The sequence below is a fragment of the Lysinibacillus sp. Bpr_S20 genome (assembly GCF_023337835.1).
In the GTDB taxonomy this organism is placed as follows: domain Bacteria; phylum Bacillota; class Bacilli; order Bacillales_A; family Planococcaceae; genus Lysinibacillus.
Map to the genome: position 1 here is coordinate 463684 of NZ_JALNLQ010000003.1, position 15985 is coordinate 479668.

A 15985-nucleotide genomic window follows, 5' to 3' on the forward strand; every position below is an offset into this window, starting at 1 on the left:
ATTTTTACGTTTTCATATTTTCATCACTCTCCTCTCACCTTCTCTATCAATAATCCGATATACCTAAAATTAGTACTACTTACCTATTCTACCACTTTTCCATTACTCGTAATTGTAATCGTAAATTTCATCAAATATCCTTACTATCACTGAATATTAACGTATAGTAAATTAGTAACAAATCACACTTTTCAACCAATAATCACCCTATTTTCACCTCTAAAATACGCATAAACATTGAATATTAACGACTAACTGTAGACGACTATTCTATACCTGCGTTACATTAATTACTCAAATTCCTTATATACATTGGATATGCAGCTATTTTTGCTCTTTTACATGAATATAAAAATAACTCGAAAATCAACGACTATTAAGCCTCATTTCCCTTATATAATCTACATTTCTTCTATTAAAATGAGATCTAGTTACGAGTAATGATACTTTCATTAGAAATCGTCTTTTCGAGTCAAATTATTTAACTATTTATCAAACATATGTATTCCTACTAACTAACTTATAATACAAATTTATTATTTTTAGTAAAATATTGATATGTATTTTAAACTCAATCTAACTTAGATAATTATTCCTCTCCACAATATCTAATGCGTAATTTAAAACGCTCATTTTAGGTACGTCATCCTTTGCACACATTGCTAATAGCTTTAAGGATTCCTCTGGTTGTGAAATAGATAACTTACTGATCACTAAAAGTAATGCAGACTCGACAGATTCATCTTTCTTTATATGTACTCTCTTTACATTATTCATTTTAATAATTCATTCCCCTTCCTTATTATATATTATAATTATTGGAAACTTTCCTATAAATTACAAGTATAAAGTTAGTGATTGTTATAATTTTACTTCTGACATATCATTCACTATAGTCAATAATACAACAATTCAAATATGAATGAAATGATATTTCTTTATTTTTCAACAAGTTTCGACAAAACTTCTTACCAATTAATTGAAAATAATTAAGTTTTATATCTTTATTTAAATTTATTTTTAAATCTCACTAGATGATTTAATAGTTTCGCATTATTATATAAGCAGAACACAAATTAAATAACAAAATACATAATTATATTGACTTTGTGTTTAATAATGATATAATTTAATAAAATACATAAAAAGGAGAATGATGTTATTGAAAAGCTATGAAACAATTAATGAAGAGGTATTCGAAATGAATAAGACTAAGGAGGTCAACTTTAACAACAGCGAGATCATATACTACTTGGAAGAAATGATCAGTATGGATATGATGGAGGATTATGAATTAGAAGCTTATCAGGATATTAAGCAGTATAGGAAAGTTAAAAAAAGTGCTTTGAAGATGATTAAGCGTAACATGTTTAAATTACATAATGAGAAGTTTTAATAAGAATACATATGAAGTATGAAATGGAATTGCTGCTAATTAATACAGTGTTAATATGAATGATGTGGTACTTATTATTAGAAAATAATAAAGACTTGTTAAATCAATTGGAATTAATTAAAAATGCATATATAAATGGTAAGAAGTCGAGTTTTAAAATTATTATAATAAATACATAAAATATAATTAAATAAGGGGAAACTGTATAATGAACGTAAATTTATGGTTTGCAAGAGACAATTATGGTGAGATTACAACTATTTTAAATTCAAATAATGAAGACACATATACCTGCCCTATTTGTAATAGTGAAGTAATTCCAAAAGCATTAGAGTCAAAACAAGTTACTCCCCACTTTGCGCATATTGATAGAAATAAATGTACAGGAGAATCATTCATACACTTTTGGATGAAACATGGATTTATTGAGCATAGTGATACATTTACAATTACTTCAGATGAAAAACACACCTTTACATGCAAGGATTTTAAAACTGAAGCTACCTTTAATTTGGATTCAGGAGTATATCGTCCAGATATTGTTGTAGAAACTGAATGCGGTAATGAAATTGTATTTGAAATGGCTCATAAAAATAAAAAGAGAGTACAAGATTACATTGATCGTTGGATTGAGTTGGACAAGATTATAGTTGAAGTGGATACCCCTACTTTAACTGGTCAAAATGAAGCCAAGGAGTTTAAAGCACTATATTTTAAAGGTAAATGCTTTAATTTCAATAAGCGTGATGGTGGTTATTACAACACTATCGGTAAATTGAAAGAAGAAATGATGGTGACTGGTAAGTATGATATTGAATTGGTAAAGAAGTTAGATTGGTTTTGGGAAGAGATTTGCAAGTATGAAAATGATGAGAAAATAAACTTAGATGAGATGTATTTATTTTTAGAAATAATGAATCCTAAAGAATTTTCAATAATTAAACAAGCTTTAAAACAACGAAAAAGTAATAAGATAATAAAGGGATTCACTGATAAAATGTATGAAAAGTTGTTTAAAGAAAAAAGGAAAAAAGTTAAATTCATAGAAGACGAATTTTTAAATGTAGATTTCTTAAATCAGTTATTAAAAAATAAAAACGTGGAATATATTGTTGAATCTGTAGAGCTTTCTATTAATAAATTTTATATTACTTATCGTAACAATAACAATGTGTTGTATAAATTAGATTTTAAACTCTATAGGTATGATGAAATAGATATTGAAGAAAGGCTAAGTAATATACATAACAGAATGGCATATAAGGAAATAGAAAGCGTACTAAAACAGTCTATCGAAGATTTAAATGGAGATTACAGAGAAGTGTCATTTAAATTAGACTTCGATAGAAAAGGCTTCGCAATTACAGTAAAGCACTTATTTAATAGATTGGATGAGCTGTTTTATTTCAAATATTATAGCTATGATGAAATATACACTAATAGAGAAATTTTTACTGATAGAGATAGATTTAAAAGTGAATTACTTGATAAATCATTTAAGGGTTCAAGAGAAAGAGAATGTAAATCTTGTAATAACTTGTTCAACATTTCTTCGAAAGAATATTTCTTTTATGTTGCCAATCGATTGGAGATACCTAAGCGTTGTAAATCTTGTCGTCAAAAACGTAAAAAGGAGAGATTAAATGGGTAAAATTAAAATGTACTCTTTATTAAAAATTAAAATACAAGATATAATTAAATCTGACTATAAACTATCTATTGATAATGAATCGAAGAAAAAATATAGAATTAAATTACCTGAATCTCTCCTATTCCAACAGCTAAATATTGTTCGTGGACATAATGATGAAGAAATCAACGAATTCATCTTCATAGAAGCAAAAAGAAATAAAGACAGAGAAGATAAGTTAATCAAATTATTGAGAGATGGATTCACTTGTAATGATAAAAAATACATAAGATACGGTAAAAGTCCATCTCAAGGTAAGGATGGTATTACAACATTTATACAAGAAGAGTTTTATAGAGAATTAACCGAACGTAGTAAGTTGGGATTAGAAATTGAAAAGTGTGTAATCTCTAAATACGAAAGTTACAGATCGCTTATATTTAGCTCGTGCCATATCGTAAATGAAGACTTACCTAACATTGTCATTGTAGATGAGTATGAAAAATTAATACCTAACCAGAAAATTCGATGTGCTGAAGTAAAGGAATTTGAGCAAGTAGACAAAAATACAGGTGAAAGTAAAAACTATAAGAATAGAGTCATTATAGAAGATACTACTGATATAAATATCTCCCCTTTTGATGGGTTCGGTTTACATACTAAAGAAATATCTACACTACTAAGGAATACTGTTTCTGAAAAATGCGAATCAATTTTATTCCAAATAAGAATGCCATTTATGAAAGGTGTAACTATCGAGTTTAATTTCAAAGACTACCTTAAAAATGAATTAAAAGTGGATAAAATCACTGATGTTTTTGGTAAAGTACATAATGTAGATGATATAGATTGCCTATGGAATATAACTATGTGGAAAGGATATTCGTACTTCAAAAAAGAATATGGTGATAACGGTTGGATTAAATACATAGAAAGCGTCAATAAATACGGCTATAAGTTAGGTGTAAGCAAGTACAACCATTACAAAGACGAATTAAAGTTGTATTCACGTATGAACTTTCAATATCTACAATGCTTAGATTTATTGAATTCTAAATATGTAGATAAATATAAAAAACATGATTTTGATTATGATATCTTAGATGAGTCGAATCATGGTAAAATCATAAACTTAGCTAAATACTCAACAAACCTAATTGAAAACATTGTGAATGGTGATAAATTATACGCTTTAAAGTTTTTAGGAATACATAATACAGGTAATCTAGATGAAATCACAAGCAATTATGAAAAGGCTATATTAATAAATGACGCAATGTTGGACGATATTAGCGTAAAGAAAATGCTGAAGCGTAGGATTGATAAGACAATTACTATGATGAAGTATGGAAAAATATATGTCAAAGGTTACTATCATACGGTTGTTGGAGATATTATAGGTTATTTAGAGTTTTGCGCTAATAAAACTGTGAAAGGTTGTTTAAAAAAGGAACAATTTTTAGCAAAGACACTACCATTAGGTAAAGTTGCATCTATGCGAAGTCCATTAGTAGATGCCTCTGAAGTAAATATTGTTGATTTAATTGAAAATGAATTTATAAACAAGTGGTTCTCACATTTTCAAGATCATGATGTTGTAATGATAAATATGTACGATTTAACTATGCAACAACAAGGCGGAATGGATATGGACGGAGACACTATTCTGTTAACTGATAACGACATAGTTATTAAATCTAAGATTAAACTCCCAATAGTAGTAGATATGGAAGATAAAAAAGGCGCTGACCCTGAAACATACGATACAGAAAACATCATCAAATATGAACTTAACAGCAGAGATAACCGAATTGGAGAAATAACAAATATTGCTACATCTATTTTAAATCACTATACAGAAAATCCTAAATGGAAAAAGATAAATGAAGACAATATTGCCATGCTAAGGCTTTATCAAGGAAAGGAAATAGACTTTTTAAAGACAGGTTTCAGATGGCATATGACAAAGAATCTAAGTAAGTACAAGGATAAACTACCTCACTTCTTACTATACAACTATCCTAATAAAATGAAACGATATAAGAAAATCAAGGAAATAAATAAATCATTAGAGAATGATGATAAAATAAAAACTGATTCATTTAACTCCCCTACCCCACTGAACGAATTATGCGAATATATTTGTCAGTGGGAAAGAAAAAAGTTGAAGATGAATAATTCAGTTAAAAATAGTCAGAAGTTGTTAACGGATAATTCATTGGAATTGAATGATAAAAAAATAATACGTAAAATATCATCCATCTATACTGATTTCACAGAGAAACTACGTGAATGTAATGAAGACAATATTAACGAGCTGTATATTGATTATGGTAATAAGTTAAATGCATTAAGAAATGAGACACAATCATTGTCTACAGATGAGTTTATTAATTACTGTATTAAAACAGCGTATCGTTCAATGGGAATCGATAAATCCCTATGTTGGTATTTATTCGGTAATGAAATGATTAATAACTTAAAAAACAACTCCCCTACTCAACAGGAATTGAAAATTGTAGAGTGTGACGAAAATGATGTTGATGGGAAAGAATTTTTAGGAAGGTATTATAAATTTGCAGGAGTTGAAGTTGATGCTAAATGAATTGTTGGAGGACTATCAAGAATTTAACGAAGATGAAGCGTTAGATGAATTTATTAGATTATTATGGAGTAGTAACTATGGTTGCAGAACGTATAGGAAAACCTATGCGTTCAAGTTACAACCAGAACTTCTTAATAATGATGATGAACTAATTAAAATCTTTGAACCTTATCAGAAAATCAAAATTAAACATGCTATTAGTTATTACAACGATAAACCTAATTCCATTGATATGATAAGGATACATGTAAATAATATGTATATGTACCTTGTTAATAAAGAAGTATATTTATCCAAAGAGTATTTCAATTCTAAAATACAACCTAAAAAATTATACTTCAAAACAATTGAACGTATCAAAAACGGAGAAAAGGTTGACGTAGATGAAGTAAAAAATCAATTGTTTAAATTAGAAAGAAAGACTGAAGAGCTACGATTAAGAGATGTTGAAAAGAAAATAGAACTATCTTTTAATGATTATAAGAAAATTATAAACGGATACATATTTAGAATATTTAACAACTACAAGTCACCATTTGAATATGAACAGGAAAATGGATGGGAATTAAACGTTATACTTGATGCGTGGCACGAAGATAATTATATTATAAAATATTTCTGCAAGAGTTTAACTGGTTATATGAAGAATTATAAAAAGTATATAAATTTCACATATGAAAAAGAATGTAAGATGTGCGATATGCTGTTTTTACCAAACAGTAATAGACAAGTATATTGTCATTATTGTACGTCGATTAACGAAAAAGTAAAAAATAGAGAATACGCAAAGAAAAGTATGAAAAAGAAAAGAAGTTTAAAATGTTAAGGGTTTAGAACTTATTTATCACAGTGGATACAAGTTGAAAGATTGTCAACATGAATTTTATAAGTATAAAAAAGGATGATAATAATGAATAATGCGAAAAGGGATGATTTGAAACGTGAATTAAAAAATGTACTTAATACTAATCAAAAATTTATAGATTCAATAAGCAAATCAAACCAAAAAGGAATTGGATTAGATGACACTGACTTTATTATAGAAGCAATACTATCTACTATAATTAAATTAACAGACGAACATGATGAGTTGATGTTGCAAGGTTTCGGAAGTTTTAAATCTGTAATTAGAAATCAACGCAAGTATAATAATTTCGGTAAAGATGAGGTCGTAGTAGAAGCTAAGAGGGTTCCTAAATTTAAAGCAGGTAAAACATTTAACGATACAGTTAAGCGTTGAATTTTAAAAATAATAAATACATAAACAAATTTAAGTAGAGATTAGGAGAAATTAAATTATGACAAAAGTAAACGTAACAGAACTAGGCAAATTAACAAAGGAAGCATTAGAAGTGAAAGGTATCGAATTAGATACAAAAGAGTCTAAAGCTGCAGTAGAGACTGTGTTTGAAGTTATTCGTGAACGACTTATTGCAGGTGATGATATCGATATCTTCAACTTCGGTAAAATAGAAAATAAAACTCGATCAGCACGTAAAGGGTATAACCCTAAACTTCTTAAGGAATTAAAAGAAAAAGGCGTACCTGAAGTAGAAGCTAAAAAACAAGCAGAGATTGATATTGCTGAAAAACGTGCATTAGGATTAAAACCTCTTGGTGAATTAAAGAAACAACTTAATAATTAATTTTTAATACATAGCAAATTAATACAGACGTTTTAAATACAAAATGGAGTTAGTGGTAGGGTTCTCCCCTACTCTTCTCTATTAATTAAATTTTAATTAAATAATCCTATCTGTAAAAACAGGACACTTAGTTCATTAGAATTTTACAGATAGGATTATTTTTGTTTATAAGCATATTTGGAGAAACGAGGAGAATATAATTATGGCTAAATACTCAGGACAAGTAAGTTATAAAGGATTAGTAAGCGTAGAAGACGGTCAAATTTTCATTACAGAATCTAAAAAAGATCCTGTTACAAAAGCAACTATTGAAGAAAAATTTAATATTACTGATAAATTAAGTGAGTTTGACGGTAAAAATGCTTCATTTACTGTTAAAGAAGAACAAGATTTAGAACCAATTGAAGAGTAAGGAGTGGATCAAATGTTAAATAAACTCCAAAATGAAAGTATTTTAGATTGGAAATATAGATTAATTGAAGAAAAATTAACTGGTGTTATTAATGATGATTGGCAAGATATCGTAGAAGCATTAAACCTCAACATACACCGTGACACTCTGCGTAAAGGTTCAATCTTCTTTTTAGAAATCAAAGAGTATTTTGAAAAGAAATTTAAAGATGGTATGACTAATGAACAATTAGATGAAATGAAACAATTAGAAAAAGAATTGTTCAAACTTAAAGTTCAATTATCTGATGAACGTAGAGAAATACGTAAATACATGACTCATGAGGCACGCTTAGAAAATTTATTACGTAAGTTGTTGGATGACATTAAAGATGATATGAATACTACTAAACCTTTAGAATGGATCAAACCTCTCCCCTCACCTACTTCAAATGGAGCATTAACTCTTTTGCTGAGTGACCTACATAAAGGAATGGTAACAGATAATCATTGGAATAAGTATAATGATGAAATTTTTTACGAACGTCTTAATCAGGTAAGAAGCGAAGTTCTTGAATACAAAGAGTTATTAAATGTAAAAGAAATTCATGTATTTGAACTTGGAGATGTTATTAGTGGTTGCATTCACAGATTAACTAAACTTAGTGAAACTGAAAATGCAATTACTTCCACTCAAAAAGTTGCCGAAGCATTAAGTGAATTAATATCAGTTTTAGCTAATAATTTTGAAACAGTTCATTACTATAATGTCAAAGGTAATCATGATCGTGTAGCATCTCGCAAAGAAGAAGAAGTTCGTACAGAGTCATTTCATAGTTTTATTATGTGGTACATGGAAATGAGATTAGAGAAGTTTGAAAATGTTATTTTCCATAAAAATGATATCGATAGTGAAATTATTGTAGCTGAAATCTTAGGAAACAAATACTATGGAGTTCACGGTCATTTAGATAGTGTAAATACTGTTATAAATAACCTTTCATTAATGCTAGATAAGAAACCAAAAGCTATTTTCGCAGGACATATACATAAAAACTTTGAAAATGAAGTACATGGCGTAGACCTAATCGTTAATGGTTCTTTCGGAGGCGTTGATGATTATGCTAAGGATGGACGAATGACTGGTAAAGCGCATCAAAAGCTACTTTGGATTACAGAAAAAGGTCGCAAAGGCACTTTCTTTATTGAATTCAATTAGGTGATACATATAAAAAATTTAATATTTGAAGTCAAAATCGCTGCTTTTCTATATGTGCAGCAATTAAAAAATTTATTAAAACGGTTATTTTATTTAAATTAATACATAATTACACTTAGATTTTAAGTAGATATTTATAGAAATCTCTCCTTTTAACACATCTATATAGGTTTACCGCTTATTTAGGTGTGCAATAAAGCAGAGATGCTTATTGAGTAGGAATATTTAGGAGTAGCTACCTGAATATAAGTGTACACATTCCTTACACTACCCTACTCTTTTATTTTTTAGGAATGAAAATACATAAAGGAATGATGTATTTGTTAATAAGCGATTTTGTGGAAGTAACATTAAATAGCTCAAACATCTCTTATTACGAGGATTTAGGCTATGAAATACCTAGATGGAGAAGAAGCACAAAAAGAAGTAAAACAGATTTAACTGTACGCAAAGGTTCTAAAATTATTGTAGATATTAAACACGTACCTAAAGGATCGCATATGAAAGTAAATGTACAATGCGATTACTGTGGAGGAATATTACATAAACCTTATTTTAAATACATATCACAAAATGAGAATAGCACAATCAAAAAAGATTCTTGCAACTCATGTAAAGGAAGAAAGACTAGTGAGTATATGAAATTAGTTCATGGAGTCAATCATAATTCACAACTATACAGTTTTAGAGAAAGTGTTTCTGATAAAAATAGAACAGACTCTTTTGAAGTTTTATCGGCATTTAATAAATTGAATTATACTATGTTAAGTGAATATGTGCGCTATGCTGACCCAATAGAATTTATTTGTAATAAGCATGAATGTCTTGGAATACAGATCACTTCTTACAATATAGTTAAGAATTTCCAAAGTGGATGTAAGGCTTGTCGCTATGAAAAGATAAGTGGAGAAAACTATTATAATTGGCAAGGCGGAGTAACTAATATCTATAATTATCTTAGAGGTAAATTAGGTAAATGGAGAAAAGATAGTTTAGATAACGCAAATTATAGATGTCTCCTTACTAATTCAGAAGAAAATTTAGTAGTTCATCATCCTTATAATTTTCATAAGATTGTACATGAAGCTTTAAATTGTTTGAATCTTAAAGTCCATGAAAACTTAGATGATTATAGTGATGACGACTTATCAAAATTAACTAATACTTGTTTAGAACTACATAATAAATATGGTTTAGGGTTAGTTATTTGTAAAAGTTTGCATAATAAATTTCATGCAATATATGGTAATAAGAATAATACATATGATCAATTTAAAGAATTTAAGAACAACTACATAAATGGCGAATTTGGAGATGTCGTATAAACGGTGTCTCTTTTTTTATTTATAGAAATGAGGTGGATTATAGTTGTCTACTGATAAAGAAATAACTTGCTGTTGTTGTGGAAATATTAGGAAAATAGAAGAATTCTACTCATCAAGCTCTTATTTTATGAAAAATAAAGGTAGAGTTCATACATGTAAGAAATGTTTATGGGAATATGTGATTCCTGATGATAAGGTAAGTTATGATATCAATAAGGTAAAAGAGGTTCTTTTATCTATTAATCGTCCATACATGAAAGATATTTGGAACGCAGCAGAAAATGAATCCCTTTCTCGTGATACAAAGTCAGATATATTCAAACTATACATGAAGAACTTAGGTATGAAGGATTTTAGAGATCTGACATGGGATGATTCTGATTTTGATAATAAAGTTAAAAAAGAAGCATCGGAACAAGAAGTTCGTTTATTAGATGAAGAAGATTATATTTATTCACCAGAAGAAATAAAGAAAATGAAAAGAGTTTGGGGAAACAACTTTGCGGAACAAGATTTCATATTTTTAGAAAATTTTTATGGAGAATATGAGAACAACTTCCCTACAGACACACCTGCCCAAATAAATATTTATAGAAATCTAGCTAAAATACATTTGCAAGCAGAGAAGGAACTAGAAAAAGGTAATATTAAATCTTATAAAGACTTAATGGATTTATCTTCAAAAATGCATAATGATGGTAACATCAAGCCTATTCAGTCTTCTGGAATGAATGATGATAAAGGTGTTTCAACTTATGGTATGTGGATTAAAACCATTGAAAATGATGAGCCTTGTGAATACTTCGAAAATAAAAAGACATATGAAGACTATGATTATTTTAGAAGATACATAGAAAAGTGGTTTGTTAGACCGTTTAAAAATATTTTCAACATATCAAAAGATTTTGATGTAAAGGATGATAAATAATGTCGTCACATCAAAACTTTCAAGTAGATAGAAATAAGCACTCTAAGGGTCAAAATCAATTAATCAAAAGCAATCCAAATAAAAAACGTATAGAAAATACAAGTAAAAATGATAGAATGCGTACTCAAATGAGGAAATGGACTTCGTTTTATCGTTTGAATGTACATAGGTTTGTTGAACATTATCTAGGTATAGAACTATTCCTGTTTCAAAAGATATTGATATTTTTTATGAATTTGAATTCATATGTAATGATTATTGCTGCTCGTGGATTATCTAAATCATTTATCATATCGATATACGCAGTTTCTCGCTGTATACTTTATCCTAATACTAAAGTTATAATAGCTTCTGGTCAAAAATCACAAAGTAGATTAATCATTACAGAAAAAATAGAAAAAGAACTGATGCAGTATCCGAATGTTGCTAGAGAGATTAAACAAATTAAAACCTCAGCAAATGATGCAAAAGTAATTTTTCATAATGGCTCATCTATAGAAGCCGTAACTTCTTCTGATGGTTCACGAGGTTATCGAGGAAATATTTTAATATGCGAAGAATTCAGAATGATAGATTTTGGTATTTTAAATACTGTACTTAAGCCTTTCTTGAATGTTTATAGACAACCACCGTATCTAAAGAAACCTGAGTATGCTCATTTAACAGAAGAGAATATCGAGCTTTATATTTCTAGTGCTTGGTACACATCTCACTGGATGTGGAAAGCTATGCAATCATCTAGGGATTTGATGCTTCAAGGTAAAGATTCCATGTTATTTTCATTGGATTACTTAACTTCCCTGCATCATGGATTATTGAGTAAAAAACGTATCGAGAAAGACAAAGAAAGCTCTAACTTTGATTCAGTGGGATTCATGATGGAATATGAAAATTTAATGTATGGTCAAAATGAAAATGCATTATTTGCTCTAGAAGATGTTAATAAGAACAGAAAATTGAAAAATATATTCTATCCTATAGATAATGTGGACTACTCAGAATTAAAGAATAAAAGAAAAGAAAAACTAAAAGACGGAGAAGTTAGGATTATAGGGATAGATATAGCTTTGATGGGTGGTAAGGCAAATGATAATACTGTACTTACTTGTACTAGATTAATTCCTAATGGTAGTACGTATTTAAGAAAAGTTTCTTATATAGAAACGATAGAAGGTAAACATTCTGAAGATCAGGCTATTAGAATAAAGCAGATATTTGAAGATTTTCAAGCATCATACATAGCACTAGACTGTCATGGTAATGGTATGTCAGTTTATGATGAGTTAGTAAAAGTCCAATATGATGAACAAAGAGATGTTGAATATGAGGCATGGTGTTCATTTAACGATGATGAAATGAGAAGTCGTGCAAAATCACAAAATCCTTTACCTGTTATATTCTCAATTAAAGCAGGTGTTCGTTTGAATCATGAAATAGCGTCTTCCCTACGTGTAAATTTACAAAATTCTAATATAGAGTTACCTATTAATGATTTAGAAGCTAGAGAAATTCTAGCTGAACGAAAATACTATTTGAATGCTTCCGAGGAGAAAAAAGCAGAATACATTAAGCCTTATCTACAAACTACAATATTAGTAAATGAGTTGGTTAACTTAGATCATGAAATTGTAGGTGGGTTTATTAAAGTAAAAGAAAAATCAGGCAAGAGAAAAGACAGATACTCTTCTCTAGCGTTTTCTAACTACTTAGCTAAAATTTTAGAAACTGAAAATCTATCTTCTGATTTTAGTACATATGAAGAAGACGATGAATTAATCTACTTCTAAAAAATACATAAAATAATTAATCATATTAAAGTATTGGAGGTGAACGAATGTCAGAAGTTGTACAAATAGATACAGAGACAGAAGAATATAAAAGAATGGTTAATGATTATAACGATTACATTAATACCTTTGTTTCTGGATTTGTTACCAATTTATTCACACAAGGGATTATTGAAGAAGTAGATGCTGAAAAACTTAAAAAATATTTTTCTAATCCAGATACATATCAAAAAGAAATTGAAGATTTAGCTCAATATTATTATATTTCTTCTGGCGAAATACATCAATTATTCGAATTAATTGAAGCACTCCCCTCTTTAAACTATAAAATAGATTCATTTGATAAGAATAAACACACAGATAAGCATATCGGAATGATTAACAAATCACTTCACAAAATAAAACATAAGCGTTTGACTCGTGATTTACTTAAACAAACATCTGCATCTGGAACTTTAGTTGGTATTTGGTTAGGTGACAAGAACAATATTTACCCGTATATATTTGATGATGTATCAATGGTGTTCCCTGCCTATAGGAAAAATGGTGAATGGCAATGCGTTATAGATATGGAGTATTTTTCAACATTACAAGAGGATTTTCGTAATGAACAATTCAATAACATGTCACCATATCTTACGAAAGCAGACTATAAGAAATACCAAGAAGACACTTCTAAATACAAGTATAAAGAATTACCACAAGATAGAACTTTTGTTTTGAGAATTGGAACATTGAAAAGAAATCAAGGATTAGGCACGTCTTTAGTGACATCTGGTTTATATGATGTATTACATAAGAAGAAACTTAAAGATGTAGAGTATTCTATCGCTAATAAAATTATTAATGCTGTTGCAGTATTAACTGTAGGGGTAAATGGTAATGAAAAGTATGATACAATGACGAACTTAAAACTACCTAAACCTGTAAAGCAAAAAGTCCATTCTGGTGTTAAGCAAGCATTAGAAAAAAGTAATACTAAGGGTGTAACTGTAGTAACAATACCAGACTTTGCGAAGTTAGATTTCCCTGATGTTTCTACTGATGGACTAGGTGACAAAAAGTATGAAAGTGTCAATTCAGATATTAAGACTGCATACGGTATGTCTGGAGCATTGTTGAATGGTGATGGCGGTAACTTTAGTGCATCTAAACTTAATCTCGATACATTCTATAAGAGACTTGGAGTTTTACTAGAGGATGTGGAACAAGAATGTTACCAAAAGATGATTAATCTAATTCTCCCATCTTCTCAAAAAGACAATTTTGTAATGGAATATGATAAATCAACTCCACTTACTCACAAAGAGAAAGTGGATATTTTAATGAGGTTAAATGATAAAGGATGGTCAATTAAACATGTAGTTGATCATTTGGATGGTGTTTCTTGGGAGAGTTACTTTGAACAAACTATCTATGAAACTGAAGAACTTCATTTACAAGACAGAATTCGCCCTTATCAAAGCACCTATACTATGACAGGTGAAAAAGGTGGAAGACCAGAAGTAGATAGCAACAATGATAATACTGTTAAATCAAAAACAGGAAATGGTAACGATTTGCCTGAATAAGTGTAATTAGTCTTTTAAAGGAGGTGAAATATTGAAACAAAAAAGGCATTTATTTGAAATACAATTAAATTCAATTACTGACACAGATAATCCTACGAAATCAGAAGTTGAATTTATTCTACATGGATTTGAAGTATCTCATAACTACGCTTTCATATCTAAAGAAACTGCTAAAAAATCATTACACACACTAAACGGGATGCCTATAGTTGCTAGATATTATCCTGTTTCAGAAGCAGGTGCTAATGACGATGCACTAGGTTCTCATGAAATGTACATAGATAAATATCGTGAAGATGGTAGTGAGATTGTAGCAATGGATACAATTCCTATTGGAGTATTTACAGAAGACGCATACATTAAAACTATTATTGATAATGAAGGAAATGAGAAAGAAGTAGTAGTAGGTAAAGGCATTTTATGGACTTCTAGATTTCCTAATGTAGTCGGATTATTAAAAGAGTGGATTGATGAAGGAATCAATGTTTTATCTAGTATGGAAATTTTATATGACACCTATAGAGTAGAAAATGGAATTACAGAAGTTCTTAATTATGTGTATGAAGGACATTGTATTCTAAACTCAGAAGATAGAGGCGGTCATAATAAGATATACCCTGCTTATGATGAATCTAAATTAACAAAATTAGTTGCACAAGCGATTAATCAGAAAGACAAGGAGGAAAAAGAAAATATGGAATTCTTTAAGAAAGTTTACGAATTATCTCATAGTGACGTTCGTTCCCTACTTTATACACAACTTGAAACATTCTTAGGTAAAAAAGAATACTCTTATATTTCAGATGTGTATGAGACATATTTTGTTGTTAATACATACAAATATGATGAAGATGATAATTTAGAATATGATAAGTACTTTAAATTTAATTATTCTAAAGGTGAAAATGATTCAATTGTTATTGATGGTGATTCGAAAGTAGAGGTTACGATTAAACGTGATTGGGTAGAAGTAAGTCAATTCGAGTCAATTCAAAATGAGTTAAAAGAGGTATCTACTCAATTAAGTGAGAAAGAATCAAAAGTAAATGAATTAGAAAAGCAATTAAATACTATTTCTACAGATAAGAAAACAATTGAAAATAAATTCAATACTGCATCTGAAACAATCGTTCAACTGAATTCTAAAGTGGATGAACTTACTCCATTTAAAGAACAATTCCAACAACAAGAATTGGATAAGGCTTTAAATGAAAAGAAAGAGTTTTATGGTGGTAAATTTGAAGCTTTAAACGCTAAAGAAAAATTTGAATCAGAAGAAGTACAAGAATTAATCAATAAAACAGTTTATGAAAATGAAGAAGGATCTAATGCAATTCTTCAATTAAATTCAATGTTAGTTGATATGGTTACATCAAACAAAGAAACAAATTCAGAAAAACCTGCAATCAGAGAAGTTTCTAGTAAGCGTGAAAATCTAATTCCGTCTAGTGATGATTTTGATAGCAGATATTCACTATAAAAAAATAC

14 protein-coding genes are annotated in these 15985 nt (G+C 28.9%); 13 read left to right on the forward strand and 1 reads right to left on the reverse strand.

Annotated features, from left to right (window positions below):
• Window positions 1–576: 576 nt before the first annotated feature.
• Window positions 577–777: a hypothetical protein gene (locus tag MWJ95_RS10360; RefSeq protein WP_249105436.1), complete on the reverse strand. Its 201-nt coding sequence runs from the start codon at window positions 775–777 to the stop codon at window positions 577–579.
• Between the two features lie 385 nt (window positions 778–1162).
• Here MWJ95_RS10360 and MWJ95_RS10365 point away from each other — a divergent pair, with 385 nt between their 5' ends.
• The 13 genes from MWJ95_RS10365 (at window position 1163) to MWJ95_RS10425 (ending at window position 15977) form a co-directional block, all read left to right on the forward strand.
• Window positions 1163–1396, forward strand: a complete 234-nt coding sequence (locus tag MWJ95_RS10365; protein WP_249105438.1) for a hypothetical protein — start codon at window positions 1163–1165, stop codon at window positions 1394–1396.
• Between the two features lie 208 nt (window positions 1397–1604).
• Entirely contained in the window at window positions 1605–3047 is a 1443-nt protein-coding gene (locus MWJ95_RS10370; protein ID WP_249105440.1) for a competence protein CoiA family protein, read from the forward strand.
• On the forward strand, window positions 3040–5631 hold the full coding sequence (locus tag MWJ95_RS10375) for a hypothetical protein (RefSeq protein ID WP_249105442.1): 2592 nt from the start codon (window positions 3040–3042) through the stop codon (window positions 5629–5631). The genes MWJ95_RS10370 and MWJ95_RS10375 overlap by 8 nt, the downstream gene beginning before the upstream one ends.
• Complete coding sequence (locus MWJ95_RS10380; protein ID WP_249105443.1) at window positions 5621–6457, forward strand: hypothetical protein; 837 nt, start codon at window positions 5621–5623, stop codon at window positions 6455–6457. The genes MWJ95_RS10375 and MWJ95_RS10380 overlap by 11 nt, the downstream gene beginning before the upstream one ends.
• Window positions 6458–6541: 84 nt before the next feature.
• Complete coding sequence (locus MWJ95_RS10385) at window positions 6542–6871, forward strand: HU family DNA-binding protein (RefSeq protein ID WP_249105445.1); 330 nt, start codon at window positions 6542–6544, stop codon at window positions 6869–6871.
• 58 nt (window positions 6872–6929) lie between these two features.
• Window positions 6930–7277, forward strand: a complete 348-nt coding sequence (locus MWJ95_RS10390) for an HU family DNA-binding protein (protein WP_249105447.1) — start codon at window positions 6930–6932, stop codon at window positions 7275–7277.
• Window positions 7278–7479: 202 nt separating this feature from the next.
• On the forward strand, window positions 7480–7689 hold the full coding sequence (locus tag MWJ95_RS10395; RefSeq protein WP_249105449.1) for a YonK family protein: 210 nt from the start codon (window positions 7480–7482) through the stop codon (window positions 7687–7689).
• 12 nt (window positions 7690–7701) lie between these two features.
• The gene (locus MWJ95_RS10400) at window positions 7702–8886 is read left to right on the forward strand and encodes a metallophosphoesterase (RefSeq protein ID WP_249105451.1); all 1185 of its coding nucleotides are present in this window, start codon (window positions 7702–7704) and stop codon (window positions 8884–8886) included.
• Window positions 8887–9206: 320 nt separating this feature from the next.
• Window positions 9207–10211, forward strand: a complete 1005-nt coding sequence (locus tag MWJ95_RS10405; protein ID WP_249073896.1) for a hypothetical protein — start codon at window positions 9207–9209, stop codon at window positions 10209–10211.
• Window positions 10212–10254: 43 nt separating this feature from the next.
• Window positions 10255–11139 carry a hypothetical protein gene (locus MWJ95_RS10410; RefSeq protein ID WP_249073895.1) on the forward strand — a complete coding sequence of 295 codons (885 nt, stop codon included), beginning with the start codon at window positions 10255–10257 and terminating at the stop codon, window positions 11137–11139.
• Window positions 11139–12926, forward strand: a complete 1788-nt coding sequence (locus MWJ95_RS10415) for a terminase (protein ID WP_249073894.1) — start codon at window positions 11139–11141, stop codon at window positions 12924–12926. Before MWJ95_RS10410 ends, MWJ95_RS10415 begins: the two co-directional genes overlap by 1 nt.
• A 47-nt stretch (window positions 12927–12973) precedes the next feature.
• The gene (locus tag MWJ95_RS10420; RefSeq protein WP_249073893.1) at window positions 12974–14497 is read left to right on the forward strand and encodes a hypothetical protein; all 1524 of its coding nucleotides are present in this window, start codon (window positions 12974–12976) and stop codon (window positions 14495–14497) included.
• A gap of 31 nt (window positions 14498–14528) precedes the next feature.
• The gene (locus tag MWJ95_RS10425; protein WP_249073891.1) at window positions 14529–15977 is read left to right on the forward strand and encodes an AAA family ATPase; all 1449 of its coding nucleotides are present in this window, start codon (window positions 14529–14531) and stop codon (window positions 15975–15977) included.
• Window positions 15978–15985 lie beyond the last annotated feature (8 nt).

Coding starts and splice junctions, on each gene's coding strand:
- MWJ95_RS10395 (WP_249105449.1), top strand. CDS start 7,480: ATGGCTAAATACTCAGGACAAGTAAGTTATAAAGGATTAGTAAGCGTA.
- MWJ95_RS10385 (WP_249105445.1), top strand. CDS start 6,542: ATGAATAATGCGAAAAGGGATGATTTGAAACGTGAATTAAAAAATGTA.
- MWJ95_RS10390 (WP_249105447.1), top strand. CDS start 6,930: ATGACAAAAGTAAACGTAACAGAACTAGGCAAATTAACAAAGGAAGCA.
- MWJ95_RS10375 (WP_249105442.1), top strand. CDS start 3,040: ATGGGTAAAATTAAAATGTACTCTTTATTAAAAATTAAAATACAAGAT.
- MWJ95_RS10370 (WP_249105440.1), top strand. CDS start 1,605: ATGAACGTAAATTTATGGTTTGCAAGAGACAATTATGGTGAGATTACA.
- MWJ95_RS10380 (WP_249105443.1), top strand. CDS start 5,621: ATGCTAAATGAATTGTTGGAGGACTATCAAGAATTTAACGAAGATGAA.
- MWJ95_RS10400 (WP_249105451.1), top strand. CDS start 7,702: ATGTTAAATAAACTCCAAAATGAAAGTATTTTAGATTGGAAATATAGA.
- MWJ95_RS10415 (WP_249073894.1), top strand. CDS start 11,139: ATGTCGTCACATCAAAACTTTCAAGTAGATAGAAATAAGCACTCTAAG.
- MWJ95_RS10420 (WP_249073893.1), top strand. CDS start 12,974: ATGTCAGAAGTTGTACAAATAGATACAGAGACAGAAGAATATAAAAGA.
- MWJ95_RS10360 (WP_249105436.1), bottom strand. CDS start 777: ATGAATAATGTAAAGAGAGTACATATAAAGAAAGATGAATCTGTCGAG.